This window comes from Mobilibacterium timonense (assembly GCF_900155555.1).
GTDB classification, from domain to species: domain Bacteria; phylum Bacillota; class Clostridia; order Peptostreptococcales; family Anaerovoracaceae; genus Allobaileyella; species Allobaileyella timonense.
Genome location: NZ_FUHN01000008.1, coordinates 245,010 through 260,653, shown reverse-complemented (window position 1 = coordinate 260,653; position 15,644 = coordinate 245,010). Strand labels below are relative to the sequence as shown.

Here is a 15,644-nt window from a genome sequence, read left to right as displayed (position 1 = left end):
CAAGCGGCAGAAATTTTATACCGGGATTTTCCTGTTTGTCAGGGCGACTGATCAGTCCCAGATCCACCTGATGCATTCTCAGATTCTTCAGGATCTGCTGGATCCTCGGAAGAAGAGTCCGTACCGACTTTGTCAGTTCTGCGCCAAAATGATTCTTCGTAAAAAGCGTAAAACCCAGTTCCCTTTCCAGGGATCACATGTTCTGAGTAACTCTGGACTGAGTACACCCCGTTTTTTACATGTGTGGCAATGATGCTGATACTGCTTTTGGGTGCCATGAGTAATGTCAGCGTTTTTGCGGATGAGACTGCATCTGCCGGGAACACCACGGCAAACAATAATGCGGAAGCAGTTCAGACAGGAACGGACAGTACTGACAGTTTGGAGACGAAGGATCAGGGAAATACACAGGAAGCAACACAGGAAGCAGTATATCTCAACGGGAGATCCGGAAACGACAGTGCGGACGGGTCTTCAGCAGAGAATGCGGTGAAGACCTTTGCCAGGGCGAAGGAGATCGCTCAGGAAAATGAGAATGTTAAGACCATTTTTATTACTAATTCCGTGAGTATCAGTGGGGAGATCTCATTAGAAGGGACCAATGCCGTTGTGAAGAGAGATCCTTCTTATAGTGGTTATCTTATGGTCATCAATAGCTGCGACAGCGTTGTTTTGAAGAATATCACGATAGACGGCAACAGCAGCGAGGCCACCGGAACGACCAAATCGATGATCCGCGATATGGGGTCGTTGACTATCGAGGACGGTACCGTGCTGAAAAACAACGTGCTGCGGGATCTGGGCTATTTTTGTGCCTTAGGAGGAGCAATTGTTGCGGATGAAGGCACGATCACGATGACAGGAGGCACGATCGAAAACAATTCCGCGAACTTCGGAGGCGGTGTTTTTCTGGAGAATCATTCTGTGATGACCATGTCAGGCGGGGTCATTCAGAACAATACCGCGGTAGATGGCACGCAAAGCGGATTATACGGATATGCCGCAGGAGGCGGCATCGACCTGTAAAAAGCTCTTTATCTTTGGCAGCTCGGTCTCTCCCTCTCTGCGGCCGATTTGATAAACTCGTTCCAGTTCCTCCGGGTCGTTTTCAGTCCGGCGGATCTTCAGAGGTTCCGGCGGCCTGATCACAAGGGAAACACCTTTTTCCCCTCTCTCCGTTATCTCCTGCATCTGCCGGTTGTATATTACGTGTCTGTCAGCCATTGCGTCTGCCACAGCAGGGTATCTGCGCAGTAAGAACCTGATTGCGGGAGACGCCTTGCTCTTGCTTTTCCTGTATCCCTTGGGCTGAGTCAGGACGATCACGTTGTGATTATATCCCTGCTGCTCCATAAACCTGTACGGAACTGCGTCTACGATCCCTCCGTCAAGCAATGTGTAGCCGTCAACTTTTACGGGCTTTGAAACGATCGGCATTGAAGCGGAAGCCTGCATCCACTTCATGTCTCTGTCTTCGCCGTCGCAGCACTTGTGATAGATGCATTTTCCGGTGTGCACGTCCGTTGCACCGACGTAAAACTCCACAGGGTTTTTCCGAAAAGTCTCTCTGTCGAACGGATCGAGCACATCGGGAAGCTCCCGGTAACAGAAGTCCGCACCGTACAGATCGCCCGTTTTTATCAGTGATCGAATGCTGCAGTATCTCTGATCCCTGCAGTATTTCTTGTTGAACCGGATCACTCTGCCTATTTGTTTCGACTTGAAATTGCATCCGAATACGGCGCCTGCAGAGATCCCTGCGGCGCCGTCGAATGTGATGTTGTTTTCAAGGAGGACGTCCATTACGCCGCTTGTGAACATTCCGCGCATGGCTCCACCTTCCATGATCAATCCTGTCTTTATTGCATCCTTTTTCTGCTCATCTGTCTTATTGCTCACTCCGTCATCTCCTGAAATCCTGAATTGGCACAGCCAGAACGCCGATCGGTGCCCATCTTATCACAACTGAAAATTGAATCCATCTTCGTAAGTTGATATCCTGACGTCAGTGGGGAAGTGGCCGACATTTCCGGCCTGCCCTGCTTTTTTGATTTTTCACTCCATGCCTTGAGCACCAACAGATCTTTTTCATTCCGGGTGAACGGCATATTATCCTGAGTGATCACCTTATCTCTGCCTGTGTACGTATCCCCATGCGCACATAGCATTTAAAATCGGAATAAGCGTTCTGCCCTTCTCTGTCAGCGAATATTCCACTTTTGGTGGAACCTGTGAATATTCCTTCCTGTTGATCAGCCCGTCTTTTTCCAGTTCCTTAAGATTCAGGCTAAGCGTCTTGAATGATATGTCTGCGATGTAGCGCTGCATCTCATTCGTTCTGATCGTCCCGAACTCTGCGATCGTATAAAGAATCGTCATTTTGTATTTTCCGTTGATCAGGGACATAGTATAGTTGAAGCCGGTGTTTTTCACACACTCTCGTGCTGCACACAGGACTTTATCCCGTTCATCCCGTCCCATATCATCAAGGCTTTCATAAAATCTGGTCTGTTCCGCTGTAAGTTCCATGTTACCTCCATACTTACCTTTATTACAGTACTTGTTAAATGTACACTTATCAGTTATATTATGTCAAGCGCAAATGAATGAGGTGACATCTATGATTTTCTATTTTTCTTCAACCGGAAATGATAAATATGCAGCTGCCCGAATTGCTGAATCAACGAAGGATACTATATATTCAGTCTCTGGATGTATGCACGACGGTCATTTTTCCTATACTCTGAAGGAAGGAGAAAATTTTGGGCTCGTCATCCCGACTTACTTCGGCGGATTTCCGAATATCATAATTGATTTTCTCGAGAAGCTGGATATTCAGTGGCCTGACAGGAATTACGTATTCTTTGTCGGCACTTACGGGGCAAACTGTGGGAACATCGGTCAGGAAGCTTTTCGAAGGCTCGAGAAGCTGGGGAGGAAACCTGATGCGGCATTCACGATAAAAATGGTGGACAACTGGAACCCGTATTTCAATATGAACGACAAAGACTATATTTCAAAGGCAGAATCCGAAGCGGAATCCGCCATCGGAGACGTGGTACAAAAAATCTCCAATCATGTCAAAACAGATATTCCCGCAAAAAATATGCCCACTATTCTTCAAGCATTTTCTACGCGCTTGTACCACAGCTACTGTAAAACCAGAAAGTTTGCCGTCAGCAGTGCCTGCATCAGCTGCGGCCTGTGTGAGCGCCAGTGTCCGGTAAACGCCATCAAGCTCAAAGACAAAAAGCCTGTCTGGGTAAAGCCTGAATGTACGCTCTGTCTCGGCTGTGTACACCGCTGTCCTGTGAACGCCATCTCCTACACAAAGAAAACCGTCGGTCACGGACAGTATTTCAATCCGAATACAGAACCAGATATCAGATAAGGAGGTCCTTAAATGGTTGATAATACGATACACGATGCACTCACAAACAGAAGATCCGTTCGCAGATTCATAGACAGGGCCGTACCGGCCGATGTGATCCGTAAGATCGCGGAAGATGCACAGTGGACACCATCCTGGGCAAACGCGCAGCCTTGGAAGCTGTATGTCGCTACAGGGGATACGGCCCGTGAAATCAGGCGTGATTATCAAAGCGGCAGCCTGCCATCTGAAGCTGAACTGCCTTCTTTCCGGGACGAACACTGGGGTATTCGAGAGCAACGGAATATGGGGCACTGGGGACAGCAGCTTCGCGGATTTTTAAGTTCTGACGCATATCAGTTCGGTGAAGGTCAGAAAAATCTTTTTAATGCACCGACAATAGCAGTGATAACCATATCATAACCACCAGTTGAACTGGTGGTTTGTCCTTGCCCTAAAAGGGCCTGTTACTTGCAGGCGTCTTAAGACGCACCGAAATAGACTGCCAACCGCATCTCTATTTTCCGGCTGCGCCTAAGGGCGCTTTTTATTATGCCTTCGTATTCTTGCTACCCGTGAACGGGTCTATGTACTCCTTCAATGTTAATTGATCATTTGCGATATCTTCTTGCAGTTGGTTTCGTATGTATTCTGCGATTGCCTTTTTGTTTCTGCCAACTGTATCGACATAATAGCCACGGCACCAGAAATGCCTGTTCCCATACCGATATTTCATATTCGCATGTCTGTCGAATATCATCAGTGAGCTTTTTCCCTTCAGATATCCCATCACTTGCGATACGCTGTATTTTGGCGGAATTGATATCAGCATGTGTACATGATCAGGGCACAACTCCGCTTCTATTATTTCTATGCCTTTCTGATCACACAACTGCCTAAGTATCTTGCCAATATCCTCTTTTATTTTTCCGTAGATAATTTGTCTCCTGTACTTCGGCGCAAACACTACGTGATACTGACACCGCCACTTCGAATGTGTTAAACTATTGATGTCGGTTTTGGTAATATTACCCATCGATTTATTCCTCCTTTGTTACATGAGTGCGGTTGGAAGCCTCATTCATGATATCACAGGAGGTTTTTTCTTGAAGCTAAAGCTTCTTACTCCACCGGCTTAGCCGGTGGTTTTTTTACACTAAAGATCACNAATCATAACCACCAGTTGAACTGGTGGTTTGTCCTTGCCCTAAAAGGGCCTGTTACTTGCAGGCGTCTTAAGACGCACCGAAATAGACTGCCAACCGCATCTCTATTTTCCGGCTGCGCCTAAGGGCGCTTTTTATTATGCCTTCGTATTCTTGCTACCCGTGAACGGGTCTATGTACTCCTTCAATGTTAATTGATCATTTGCGATATCTTCTTGCAGTTGGTTTCGTATGTATTCTGCGATTGCCTTTTTGTTTCTGCCAACTGTATCGACATAATAGCCACGGCACCAGAAATGCCTGTTCCCATACCGATATTTCATATTCGCATGTCTGTCGAATATCATCAGTGAGCTTTTTCCCTTCAGATATCCCATCACTTGCGATACGCTGTATTTTGGCGGAATTGATATCAGCATGTGTACATGATCAGGGCACAACTCCGCTTCTATTATTTCTATGCCTTTCTGATCACACAACTGCCTAAGTATCTTGCCAATATCCTCTTTTATTTTTCCGTAGATAATTTGTCTCCTGTACTTCGACGCAAACACTACGTGATACTGACACCGCCACTTCGAATGTGTTAAACTATTGATGTCGGTTTTGGTAATATTACCCATCGATTTATTCCTCCTTTGTTACATGAGTGCGGTTGGAAGCCTCATTCATGATATCACAGGAGGTTTTTTCTTGAAGCTAAAGCTTCTTACTCCACCGGCTTAGCCGGTGGTTTTTTTACACTAAAGATCACAATCAAAAGATGCTCCTGTCTGGGAAATACTGGATGCGGGAGCATTTGAACAGAGCCTGCTTCTGAGTGCATATAACCAGGGCGTAGACACCATTGTGGCAGTGGCATTTGTAGCTCATGCCAGCTATCTGCATAAAAAACTGAATATTCCAGACGACGAAGCGGTCGTCATGGGAATCGGGATGGGATACCGGGGTGACGATAAAATAAACAAGTTCAAAAGTGATCGCGTTCCGCTTGATGATATTCTTACGATCAAGGACTAATAAACATCAACATTTCTCAAATAGCGGTCCTGCCATCTCAGCCTCGGAATATGGTGTTCCCACAGTCACGACCGCGAAAGCGAAAAAAGCAGTCATCGGTTTATGGAAAATGTGCTGTACAATGACCTGATCCGAAGAGGCATGGATGTCGATGTCGGTGTTGTAGAATACAACACGATTCTTTCAGTAAAATCGTGGTTGTGAGGGATTAAATTGATCCATGGCAGGATGAAAATGGGATCATCTATCTGGGGATAGAACAGTTCCTGTTAGATGAGGATATTATAAAATAGTTGATCTCCTCATGTTACAATTGCTTCCTGATCATCGTGGCCGCCCTGGCGGTGGTATTCATGTCAGTGGGCACCGCACTGAGCAGCTATTAAAAGAAGTGCGGTAATTGCGCCGCAGGTTGGAAAAGTCTTCAAAATACAGCGAAGCCGAGCCGGAAGGCCTCAAGCTACTCGCTGACCTTCTTCCAGCCGAACTCTTTTTTCATGACCCACGCCGCGCACACCGCTGCCTGCATGTCGGCGATGATCATTGCGAACCAGATGGCGTCTCCGCCTATCCAGGTGGTTATGCCGCAGCCTATGAGGAGAAAAACAGTGGCTCGAAGGCCGGAGAGAACGATGCCCGGAAAAGGCTTTTCCAGCCCCGTCATGGTGATGGAGATCACCACCGTGAAGCCGTCGATCACCGCGAAGAGAAGGTAGAACCGCATCATGTGCGCGGTGTAGCCGATGAGGTCCGCGGCGCCGTCCTTCAGGAAGACAGTTGCGTAGTCTCTTGAGAAGATGCAGACCAGCACGTACACGATGAGCTCAAGGGAGATTCCTGTGATCAGCTGATACTTCAGGAGCCTGCGGATGGCGCTCCTGTTCCCGCGTCCGTTCTGGAAGCTGACGAGCGGCTGGGCGCCCTGGGCCACGCCGACGGACAGGATGATGAGTATGCCCGCCATGTATGCCATGGCGGAGAAGGTCACGAGGCCTTTTTCTCCGAGGTTGTATCTCACGAAATGGACCAGGATGAAAGTGATGAGTCCTGGTGAGACCTCCATGACGCCTGACGGAAGGCCGCGGTAGAGAGAGCCTCCGATGCTTTTCCAGCTCCAGGAAAAGCGGCGGAACTTGATGGTCCCTCTCGGCCCCAGGAAGTGAAAGAGATACACCACGGTCACGAGCAACTGGGAGACGCCGGTGGCCAGAGCCGCGCCGGTCACGCCCCAGTGGAGCACGAAGATGCAGAAGTAATCCAGGGCGAAATTGGCGATGACGCCGAGGGTCACGATCTTTGTGGCCTTTGCAGGGAAGCCGTCTGCGGCGATGAGGATCTCGAAAAGGTATGAATATATGAAGAAGACCGAGAACGGCGCGATCGCCCGAACGTAATGGATCACGTAGACTCTGGTATCAGGTGTGGCCCCGAGCACGTCGGCGATGGGGCCGGTGAAGGCCAGTGCCCCTATGGTTATGATGGCGGAGAGGGCGGAGGCGACTGCGAAGTTCAGGGAAAAGATGGACGACGCCTGCTCATGGTGTCCTTCGCCGCGGAGGCGGGAGACCTGGGTGGAGGTGCCGACCGCAAGTGTTATGGAGATGGCAAAAAGCAGCGTGACGAACGGGCTGGAGATATTCACTCCGGCGAGAGCCTGGGCGTTCACGCCGCGGGCAACGAAGATGGCGTCCACCAGTGTGTAAAGAGTAAAGACCATCTGAGATGCGATGGACGGGATGATGTAGTGTATGAATTGCTTTTTCAGACCTCTGCTGCTTTCCATATCTGCCTGTCTCCTGAAATCCTGTTTATAGCGTCGGCAGATATTGTTTCATAAGTCGGGCGGTTTGTCCACCGCTCGTGGTGGCTCGTTCCGCTGGAGCACCGGGTGTGACCAAGCGGCACAGCGACAAACTGACACGCTAATCGGACAGCAGCTCCTCCAGCCCGGAAGCGTCAACAATTTTCACACATTTTGGAGAGTACAGGATGAGCCCCTGACTCTCCATTTTTTTCAGCTCCCTGTGAAGGGAAGGTCGCGATACGTTCATAAGTGTCGCCCACTTCGTCATCGAACCGGGCACAGGGATCTGGTCTCTCTCTGATTCTCTCTTTTTCATGAGCAACCAGAACGCTGCCCGCCGGCTGATCCCTGAGTATGAAAAAAGCTCGATGCGCTGCTGCAGCAGATATGCAGCAGTGGAGATCTGTGCGATGAAGTTGTTCAGGATCCGTATATCCTTCTGCATCAGTGCAAGGACATCCTCTTTGTTTATCATCATGATAGTGACGGGGCACAGTGCGGCGACATCACAGGGATAGCGGCCGTCTTTGGAAAAGGCGGCGGCGGGTCCTATGAGATCTCCGGGGTGGCGTATGGAAACGTTCACCATGCTCCCGTTCGGGAAAGTCTTTTCCGCCTTCACCCTGCCTTCGAGCATGAGTCCGATCTTCCGTGCCTCGTCCATCTGGCGAAAAACGATCTCACCTTTTTCATAGCACTGGATGTGATGGGGCGTTTTCTGGAGCACCTGCCGCAGCTCCTCCGCGGAAAGGCCCTGAAATATCGGGCTCTTTTCAAGAACTGAATAATCCACTTGCTCCTCCTTCTCCTCTCTGGATCGATTCCTGTAACATGTACTGATTGTACAACAAATAATAATATAAAGTGTATCTGTGGATACATCTTTTCCGTGTAAAACAATGTATCTTTGACGTGCAGGGCAAGAGGGGCAAAGCCCGGAAAGGCGGTTCGAAATGAACGAAAAAGTTGGCACAGTTTTTTCCATCGCGGAGGACGACCGGCCGGTGCCGGGCTGCACCATCTCTCGTGAGATCCACGGCGGAAAGAACTACATAGCGTATTATTCTCTCGCCAGGGGGACGGATATAAGTCCGGAGATATACCCGTATCACAAGCTGATAATGGTGGCGGACGGTGATGTGAGAGTCTACGGACCTGAACTGGAAGAGAAGGTTTTGAGAACTGGAGAATCTATAGTCGCCCCGGTGGGCACTCCCGTCGGGGTGAGTTCTCAGGAAGGCGGCGTTTACACGGAAACAGCCATAGGAGGAGAGGACATTATGAACGAAGTTATCAAGGCAGGAGAGGTATTCAAGCTGGCGGATCTGGTGCCATATCAGGAAGGAAAGATAGTGAACATGGACGTGGTCCACAACGACAAGATGAAGTTCGTCGTGATGGCGCTGGACAAGGGAACCGGGCTCTCCGAGCACAGCGCTCCCGGAGAGGCGCTGATCTTCGCCCTGGACGGGCAGGGTATCATCGGTTACGAGGGAGAAGAGCACGAGATCAAGGCCGGGGAGAACTTCCACTTCGCGAAGGGCGGCCTGCACTACGTGAAGGCGACCGAGAAGTTCAAAATGGGACTGCTGCTGACGCTGGAATAAATGGATCAAGGGAAGAATGCGGATAGAGACGGACGCGTCGGGTCTGAGACGTTGTTGAACACAGGAGGATGCTGATGAAAAAACACGTAAAAGGAAATGTAAGCTGGGTAGGGTATATCGACTGGGAACTGGAGAGCTTCCACGGAGACGATTACTCGATCATCAACGGATCGAGTCAGAACGCGTACCTGATCCAGGAAGAGAAGACCGTCCTGGTGGACACCGTGTGGCTGCCGCACAGGTTCGATTTCGTGGAGAACCTGAAGAAGGAGATCGACCTCAAGGACATCGACTTCATCGTCGCTAACCACGGTGAATGCGACCATTCCGGGTCGCTCACGGCCATCATGGACGAGATCCCGGATACGCCGATATACTGCACGGCCAATGCCGTGAAGAGCATCGAGGGCCAGTACGGGAAGCGGGGCTGGGACTTCCACGTGGTGAAGACCGGTGACAGCATCGACATCGGAAACGGCAAGAAGCTGATCTTCGTGGAGATGAAGATGCTCCACTGGCCGGACTCGATGGCCACCTTCATGACGGGAGACAACATCCTCTTTTCCAACGACGCCTTCGGCCAGCACTACGCCGTGGAGGAGCTTTTCAATGACAAGGCGGACCAGTGCATCCTGAACAGGGAAGCCATGAAGTACTTCGCCAACATCTTGAATCCTTTTGCGCCGCTCATCACGAAAAAGCTGTCCGAGATCGCCGGTTTCGGCCTCAACATCGAGATGATCGCTCCGTCCCACGGAGCCATCTGGAGAGAGGACCCGCTGCAGATCGTGAATAAATACAGCGCCTGGGCCGATGCGTACCAGGAGGATCAGGTGACCATCGCCTATGACACCATGTGGGAGGGCACGGCGAAGATCGCTCACAGGATCGCGGACGAGATCCACCGGCAGAGTCCGGACACCGTTGTAAAAGTCTTCAACATCGCCAGGTCGGACAAGAACGAGGTGATGACGGAGATCTTCAAGTCGAAGGCTATCGCCGTGGGTTCGCCAACAGTGGGCGGCAGCTACCTGTCCTCGGTGGCCGGCTGGCTGGAGTTCCTGAAGCAACTGAAGTTCAAGAACAAGAAAGCGGCTGCCTTCGGGTGCTATGGCTGGGGCGGCGGCAGTGTTAAGCACCTGAGGGAGGCCCTGGACCTGGCGGGGTTCCAGGTGATCGAGGAAAAGATCGAGTCCAACTGGAACCCGGAGGAGTCGGACTTCGAGGGGCTCGAGGCGCTCGTGAAGGACCTGCTGTAGGGCATCGATCGTGTCAGCTGAGGCTGTTGTATTATCTTTCGAAATGCAGCAGCCTGTTTCTTTGTCCACTGCTTTGTGGCACTTCAATAAAACAAATCACATCGTTTGTGATTGTACGCCAAAAAATAATTGACTCTGCTGTGACTGAATGGTTTAATTGAAGTCACAATACATGAAGATGATAGAGGTCGCGGTGAGCAAGAGTACGCAGACGAGAGAGGGCAAGGGAGCCCGATCTGCGGAAAGGGCGGACCGCCGAAGGAGCCGGCTTCCCGACGCCGGTGCCTGGGACGTCACAGAACATGTGACGGACTGTCGCTGCAGATGATGCATGCGGAGCGCTGTCTGAGAGAGTGAAATAAAACGGGGAATGCGAATGCAGCATTTCCGGGGATATTGCATGACATCACGGAGGGCGCGCTGCCCGCCGTGTTTTTTAGTTTCGGGGAAAAAACAGGCTGCAGGAAAGCGGAGAGATCGGAAAGGAATTGAGGAAGGGACATTGGAAGCGCTGATCGGGTCGATACAGAAATTCTCAACTGAAGACGGGCCGGGGATCAGGACGACTGTTTTCCTCAAGGGTTGCCCTCTGAACTGCAGGTGGTGCCACAATCCGGAGCTCATAGATCCGGAACAGGAGCTGATCAGAGTGCCCGGGCGGTGCATACACTGCGGATATTGCATGAAGATCTGCCCGGAAGATGCGGTATTCGTAGATGAAGAAAACAACATCGATATCCGCCGGGACCGCTGCACCAGGTGCATGAGATGCGCGGATGAGTGCTGGTCACAGGCCCTCAAACCTGTTGCAAAGAAGATGACCGTCCGTGAGGTATACGAAGAGGCTCTGCAGGACAGGAGCTTCTACCAGCACACGGGAGGCGGCATCACCATCAGCGGCGGTGAGCTCCTCTTGCACAGGGAATTCGTGGAGGAGCTCATAGATATGGGGGAAAAAGACGGTATCGACTTCTGCCTGGACACCAGCGGCTATGGCGACGGGGAGTTCCTTTTCCGGATGGCCTCGCGCAGCAATGTCTCAAATATCCTCTTCGACATCAAGGCTATGGACGACCGGAAACACCAGGAGCTGACAGGCGTCAGCAACGAGCCGATCCTGAAAAATCTCAGGAGACTTGCGGAGGATCCCGCCACGAGACGGAAGATCCACCTGCGGATGCCTCTGATCGCCGGCCTGAACGACGGAGATGAGGACATTCAGGCCGTTGCCCTGGAGATAGAAAAACTGGGCATAACACAGGTGACGATCCTGCCTTATCACGATTTCGGCATCTCAAAAAAGAGAAACATCGGAGGAATGCAGGAACGGTTTTCCCCGCCCGCAGAAGCCAGGCTCGAGGAGATAAGGCGCGCGCTGGAAAAGACCGGCGCCGCGGTGAACATCTCCGGGACGCCCGGGAAATGACGCGAAACGACAAACTTTTTTTCCAGGAGCGGCGGAACCGTCGCCAGAAGATATGAATATGGAGGAGAAAAAATGCTCTCACCAAGAATAAGCCGCATGAAGGAGCGGCACCTGAACACCATACCGTGCATCACGGCGGAGCGCCTTGTGCTCCAGACTGAGGCCTACAAAAAATTCGCCGGAGAGGCAACGCCGATCTTCCGCGCCAAGGTGGTGCAGTACATCATGGAGCACATGACGACGCTCATCCTTGACGACGAGCTCATCGTGGGGACCGCCACGAACGCCTACAGAGGGGCCAGCCTTTTCCCGGAGTTTCAGTCGAGCTCCTGGTACATAAGCGATATCGACGACTTTTCCACGAGAAAGAAGGACCCGTATTACATCTCTCCTGAGGACAAGAAGATCATCCTGGAGACCCTGCCATACTGGGAGGGCAAGTCCATGGAAGACCTGGCGGACAAGGTGATGCCCGCCCACATCAAGGAACTGGAGAAGGACGACATCATCTGCGTCGGTCTGGAGAATGGCGTGTGCGGTGAGACCACATGCAACCACGACAAGATCATGGAGCTGGGCCTCCGTGGCTACATGGAGGAGTGCCAGAGGAACATTGACGCCCACCTGCCGCAGACCAGGGAGGAGCAGGAGAAGGTCGACTTCTGGAACGCCTGTATCATCCAGTGCCAGGGCCTCATAACATACGCTCACAGGATGGCGGACGAGGCCGAAAGGCTTGCGGGCGAGTGCGGGGATCCGGAGAGGAAAAAGGAGCTTCTGCGCATCGCGGAGAACTGCCGGGTGGTGCCGGAAAACCCGCCGGAGACCTTTTATCAGGGGCTCCAGATGATCTGGTTCGTCCACCTTTATTTCTACATCGAGGTCTGCACCACGGCCTGCGGCTTCGGCAGGTTCGACCAGTACATGTGGCCGCTGTACAAGAAGGACGTGATAGACGAAAAGAACATCACACGCCAGGAGGCGCTTGAGATGCTGGAGAGCTTTTACCTCAAGACTAACGAAGTCTACGAGGTGAGGGACAACTGGTACGCCACGTCTTTTGCCGGCTACCCTATGTGGCAGACGCTCATGGTGGGAGGGCAGACAAGAGACGGCAGGGACGCAACCAACGATCTGTCGTTCCTGTGCCTCGAGGCGGCCAGCGAGCTGCAGACGAGACAGCCCATCATGGCGCTGAGGGTGTGGGAGCACACTCCGGAAGAGCTTTTCCGTTACGGCTGCCGCATGGTCCAGGAGGGACAGGCCAATCCGGGGTTCTTCAGCGACCGCAGGGGCATCGAGATCAGCCTGGAAAAAGGCGGCACCATGGAGGAGGCCAGAGACTGGGCCATCGTGGGATGCACTCAGCCTGCCCCAGGTGGCGGCGGCGCCGAGGGATCTCCTGACGCCGGTTATGTGAACATGGGGAAGATGATCGAGTTCGTGCTCCACAACGGCGTGGATCCCGCCACCGGGAAGCTCATGGGCCTTCAGACCGGAGATCCGGAAAAGTTTCAGAACATCGAAGAGGTGAAGGACGCCCTCAAGAAGCAGATCATCCACCATTACGACCTGATCCGCCAGGGCTATAACCTGATGCAGAGCATCCACATGAACAGGTATCCGGTGATCTTCGCTTCCATGGTCACAGAGGGGTGCGTGGAAAAGGGAAAGCCTGTCCAGAACGGCGGGGCGAAGTATTCCACATGCGGCGTTTTCGTGACCGGTCCTGCCAACCTGGCGGACTCCATCGAAGCCATAGACCAGTGCGTTTTCAGGGACAAGACAGTGACAATGAAGGAACTGATCCACGCCTGCGACACAAACTTCCAGGGGAACGAGAGGCTTCGCCAGCTGCTTCTGAACAAGCCGGCAAAGTACGGCAACAACGACGCCCACGTGGACGGAGTATACAGGGAGATGATGCACTACATCGCCAGGACCGTCCAGGAGTGGCCAGATGCCAGAGGCGGCCATTACGCCTTCGGCATCGACTCACAGACCATGAACCTTTCACATGGTGCGGTCACGGGCGCCCTGCCGGATGGAAGGCTGGCCGGAGAGCCTCTGTGTGACGCATCCTCACCTATGATGGGAAGAGATGTCCACGGACCTACAGCCACGGTTAAGTCCGTTGCCAGCATGGTGGATGCGGAGCTCCACGAGGGCGCGCTGTACAACCTGAGGTTCGACCCTCACGGTGTGCAGGGCGAAAAGGGACTGGAGATCCTGGAGGGCGTCATCAAGACGTACTTCGAGGACGGCGGCCAGCACATACAGATCAACGTGGTGAATAACGAGACGCTCAAGAAGGCCCAGATAAAGCCGGAGGACTACAGGGGACTCATGGTGAGGGTGGCCGGTTACATGGCTTACTTCACCGAGCTGGACAAGAGCGCCCAGGACGCCATCATCTACAGGAGGCCGCATCTGGCTTCGGCAGAATAGCGTGTGCAGGGGCGGCACACTTGCAGGCGCCCCGTCCACGCTGCAGATTCCGGGACTCCCGGGCACCCCGCAAAACTGCGACTTACGAAAAAACTTTTTCAAAGGATAATAGAGGGGACGATATCAAATGAGTGGAACGGATCTTGGGGTCATCACGCTGATACCGGCGATCAGCTTCCTGGTGCTGGCACTGGTGACCAAGAAATGCATTCTCAGTATCATGCTCTCAGGCATGATGGGGTATTTTTTCTACTACGGGCCGGGGTTTTTCTTCCCGATGATGAAGGCCCTGCAGAAGGCGGCATGTGACGGCGACAACAACTACATCGTCATAATCTGCCTGCTGTTCGGGTGCCTTGTCCAGCTGCTGCGGCAGTCAAAAGGCGCGCTGGCCGTGGGGAACCTGGCCAGAAAATACATCAAGACTCAGAAACAGGTGCTGCTGCTGACATACCTGTGCGGTATCATCATCTTCATCGATGACTATCTCAGCATCCTGGTGACGGCGAACTGCGTCCTGGATCTGGCAGACGAGAAAAAAACTCCCCGTGAGATGCTCTGCTACATCATCAACACGACTTCCGCGCCGGTGTGCCTGATCATCCCGATCTCTGCGTGGGTGGTGTTCTTCTCAGGCATTTTCGAGCAGCAGAAGGCGGCGGCCGTCGTGGGAAGCAGCGCCATGGGCATCTACTACCATATCATGCCGTATTTCTTCTATCCGTTCCTGTGCGTGTTCTTCGTGCTCCTGGTGATCCTGGGCATAGTGCCGAAGATGGGAGGCATCAAGAAGGCCTACGAAAGGGTGGAGACCACCGGACAGCTCTGGCCTGAGTCGAGCAACATGCAGAATCAGGGAGACGAGCTGGGAGAGGTTATGGGAGCCATCACCGACAACAGCAAGAAGGAGGAAAAGGAGGTGGAGCCTCACCTCTGGACCTTCGTGATCCCGATGGCCGTGGTGATTGTCGCGGCGCTGTGGCTGGACGACATCCTGTACGGCGTGACACTTGGGATCGCAGCGTGTTTCGTTCTGTACCTGCCGACCCGGATCATGAGCCTGAGCTCATTCTGCGACGCATGCTACAAGGGCCTGGAGGACATGCTTTTCATAGCGGTGGTGTTGGTGACATCGCTGTTCTACAGGGACTCCATCAACCTGATCGGACTGCCGAACTACCTCATCAAGCTGGCGGGACCTTATATGAACGCTGTTTGGCTGCCGGCCATTGCATTTATACTCATCGGCCTGGTGTGCTTCGCCACTGGAAACATCTGGAGCGTTCCGGCGGTGTGTACTCCGATAATCCTGCCTCTGGCAGTTTCCACAGGAGCCAGCATACCTCTTACACTGGGGGCTATCATATCCGCCGCCTGCTTCGGGGCTCAGGCTTGCTTCTACTCTGATGTTACGCTGCTGTCGGCTTCGGCCTGCAGGATCAGCAACGTGGACTACGCGGTGGCACAGCTGCCATATATCGGGATAGTAACGGCCATCACCTTCGTGATGTATATCATCGCAGGATTTATGATGGCGTAGCAAG

14 protein-coding genes, 1 pseudogene and 1 riboswitch are annotated in these 15,644 nt (G+C 52.5%); of the genes and pseudogenes, 9 read left to right on the top strand and 6 right to left on the bottom strand.

Translation table 11 applies throughout. The annotated features are described in order from the left end of the window. The first annotated feature begins 249 nt into the window (after positions 1 to 249). Entirely contained in the window at positions 250 to 1,026 is a 777-nt protein-coding gene (locus BQ7382_RS07215; RefSeq protein WP_159437261.1) for a hypothetical protein, read from the top strand. Here the strand turns inward: BQ7382_RS07215 and BQ7382_RS07210 are convergent. Further along, positions 988 to 1,899: a patatin-like phospholipase family protein gene (locus BQ7382_RS07210; protein WP_328587317.1), complete on the bottom strand. Its 912-nt coding sequence runs from the start codon at positions 1,897 to 1,899 to the stop codon at positions 988 to 990. The two genes, BQ7382_RS07215 and BQ7382_RS07210, sit on opposite strands and share 39 nt — an antisense overlap. Positions 1,900 to 2,127: 228 nt before the next feature. Beyond that, positions 2,128 to 2,529, bottom strand: coding sequence for a helix-turn-helix domain-containing protein (locus tag BQ7382_RS07200; RefSeq protein WP_330618580.1), 402 nt, complete (start codon positions 2,527 to 2,529; stop codon positions 2,128 to 2,130). A gap of 91 nt (positions 2,530 to 2,620) precedes the next feature. Between BQ7382_RS07200 and BQ7382_RS07195 the strand changes: the two genes are divergently transcribed. Both BQ7382_RS07195 and BQ7382_RS07190 read left to right on the top strand, forming a co-directional pair. Next, entirely contained in the window at positions 2,621 to 3,391 is a 771-nt protein-coding gene (locus BQ7382_RS07195) for an EFR1 family ferrodoxin (RefSeq protein WP_159437260.1), read from the top strand. A 12-nt stretch (positions 3,392 to 3,403) separates the two neighbouring features. Next, a complete protein-coding gene (locus BQ7382_RS07190) occupies positions 3,404 to 3,793 on the top strand; it encodes a nitroreductase family protein (protein WP_077391441.1) in 390 nt (129 codons plus the stop codon). Positions 3,794 to 3,920: 127 nt separating this feature from the next. Here the strand turns inward: BQ7382_RS07190 and tnpA (BQ7382_RS07185) are convergent, their stop codons facing one another. Then, on the bottom strand, positions 3,921 to 4,406 hold the full coding sequence (tnpA, locus tag BQ7382_RS07185; RefSeq protein WP_077390623.1) for an IS200/IS605 family transposase: 486 nt from the start codon (positions 4,404 to 4,406) through the stop codon (positions 3,921 to 3,923). A 267-nt stretch (positions 4,407 to 4,673) separates the two neighbouring features. Beyond that, a complete protein-coding gene (gene tnpA, locus BQ7382_RS07180; RefSeq protein ID WP_077391440.1) occupies positions 4,674 to 5,159 on the bottom strand; it encodes an IS200/IS605 family transposase in 486 nt (161 codons plus the stop codon). A gap of 145 nt (positions 5,160 to 5,304) precedes the next feature. On the opposite strand from tnpA (BQ7382_RS07180), the pseudogene BQ7382_RS09870 reads away from it, so the two are divergent. Then, positions 5,305 to 5,556: pseudogene (locus BQ7382_RS09870) on the top strand (nitroreductase family protein); the annotation flags it as partial. 460 nt (positions 5,557 to 6,016) lie between these two features. On the opposite strand, the gene BQ7382_RS07165 reads toward BQ7382_RS09870, so the two are convergent. Both BQ7382_RS07165 and BQ7382_RS07160 read right to left on the bottom strand, forming a co-directional pair. Then, a complete protein-coding gene (locus BQ7382_RS07165) occupies positions 6,017 to 7,339 on the bottom strand; it encodes an MATE family efflux transporter (RefSeq protein WP_077391438.1) in 1,323 nt (440 codons plus the stop codon). A 139-nt stretch (positions 7,340 to 7,478) separates the two neighbouring features. Next, positions 7,479 to 8,153 carry a Crp/Fnr family transcriptional regulator gene (locus tag BQ7382_RS07160; protein WP_077391437.1) on the bottom strand — a complete coding sequence of 225 codons (675 nt, stop codon included), beginning with the start codon at positions 8,151 to 8,153 and terminating at the stop codon, positions 7,479 to 7,481. A gap of 160 nt (positions 8,154 to 8,313) precedes the next feature. Here BQ7382_RS07160 and BQ7382_RS07155 point away from each other — a divergent pair, with 160 nt between their 5' ends. The 5 genes from BQ7382_RS07155 to BQ7382_RS07135 all read left to right on the top strand — a co-directional run bounded on the left by BQ7382_RS07155 (position 8,314) and on the right by BQ7382_RS07135 (position 15,640). Next, positions 8,314 to 8,967: a cupin domain-containing protein gene (locus tag BQ7382_RS07155; protein ID WP_077391436.1), complete on the top strand. Its 654-nt coding sequence runs from the start codon at positions 8,314 to 8,316 to the stop codon at positions 8,965 to 8,967. Positions 8,968 to 9,041: 74 nt separating this feature from the next. Next, positions 9,042 to 10,226 (top strand): oxygen-binding di-iron domain-containing protein, encoded by a 1,185-nt coding sequence (locus tag BQ7382_RS07150; protein WP_077391435.1) that lies wholly within the window; start codon positions 9,042 to 9,044, stop codon positions 10,224 to 10,226. Between the two features lie 174 nt (positions 10,227 to 10,400). After that, positions 10,401 to 10,578: riboswitch (Lysine riboswitch) on the top strand. A 150-nt stretch (positions 10,579 to 10,728) separates the two neighbouring features. Further along, positions 10,729 to 11,652 (top strand): glycyl-radical enzyme activating protein, encoded by a 924-nt coding sequence (locus BQ7382_RS07145; RefSeq protein WP_235847979.1) that lies wholly within the window; start codon positions 10,729 to 10,731, stop codon positions 11,650 to 11,652. A gap of 72 nt (positions 11,653 to 11,724) precedes the next feature. Continuing rightward, positions 11,725 to 14,100 (top strand): glycyl radical protein, encoded by a 2,376-nt coding sequence (locus BQ7382_RS07140; RefSeq protein WP_077391434.1) that lies wholly within the window; start codon positions 11,725 to 11,727, stop codon positions 14,098 to 14,100. A gap of 127 nt (positions 14,101 to 14,227) precedes the next feature. Continuing rightward, on the top strand, positions 14,228 to 15,640 hold the full coding sequence (locus BQ7382_RS07135; RefSeq protein ID WP_077391433.1) for a Na+/H+ antiporter NhaC family protein: 1,413 nt from the start codon (positions 14,228 to 14,230) through the stop codon (positions 15,638 to 15,640). Positions 15,641 to 15,644 lie beyond the last annotated feature (4 nt).

Coding starts and splice junctions, on each gene's coding strand:
- BQ7382_RS07215 (WP_159437261.1), top strand. CDS start 250: ATGATGCTGATACTGCTTTTGGGTGCCATGAGTAATGTCAGCGTTTTT.
- BQ7382_RS07200 (WP_330618580.1), bottom strand. CDS start 2,529: ATGGAACTTACAGCGGAACAGACCAGATTTTATGAAAGCCTTGATGAT.
- BQ7382_RS07195 (WP_159437260.1), top strand. CDS start 2,621: ATGATTTTCTATTTTTCTTCAACCGGAAATGATAAATATGCAGCTGCC.
- BQ7382_RS07190 (WP_077391441.1), top strand. CDS start 3,404: ATGGTTGATAATACGATACACGATGCACTCACAAACAGAAGATCCGTT.
- tnpA (WP_077390623.1), bottom strand. CDS start 4,406: ATGGGTAATATTACCAAAACCGACATCAATAGTTTAACACATTCGAAG.
- tnpA (WP_077391440.1), bottom strand. CDS start 5,159: ATGGGTAATATTACCAAAACCGACATCAATAGTTTAACACATTCGAAG.
- BQ7382_RS07165 (WP_077391438.1), bottom strand. CDS start 7,339: ATGGAAAGCAGCAGAGGTCTGAAAAAGCAATTCATACACTACATCATC.
- BQ7382_RS07155 (WP_077391436.1), top strand. CDS start 8,314: ATGAACGAAAAAGTTGGCACAGTTTTTTCCATCGCGGAGGACGACCGG.
- BQ7382_RS07150 (WP_077391435.1), top strand. CDS start 9,042: ATGAAAAAACACGTAAAAGGAAATGTAAGCTGGGTAGGGTATATCGAC.
- BQ7382_RS07140 (WP_077391434.1), top strand. CDS start 11,725: ATGCTCTCACCAAGAATAAGCCGCATGAAGGAGCGGCACCTGAACACC.
- BQ7382_RS07135 (WP_077391433.1), top strand. CDS start 14,228: ATGAGTGGAACGGATCTTGGGGTCATCACGCTGATACCGGCGATCAGC.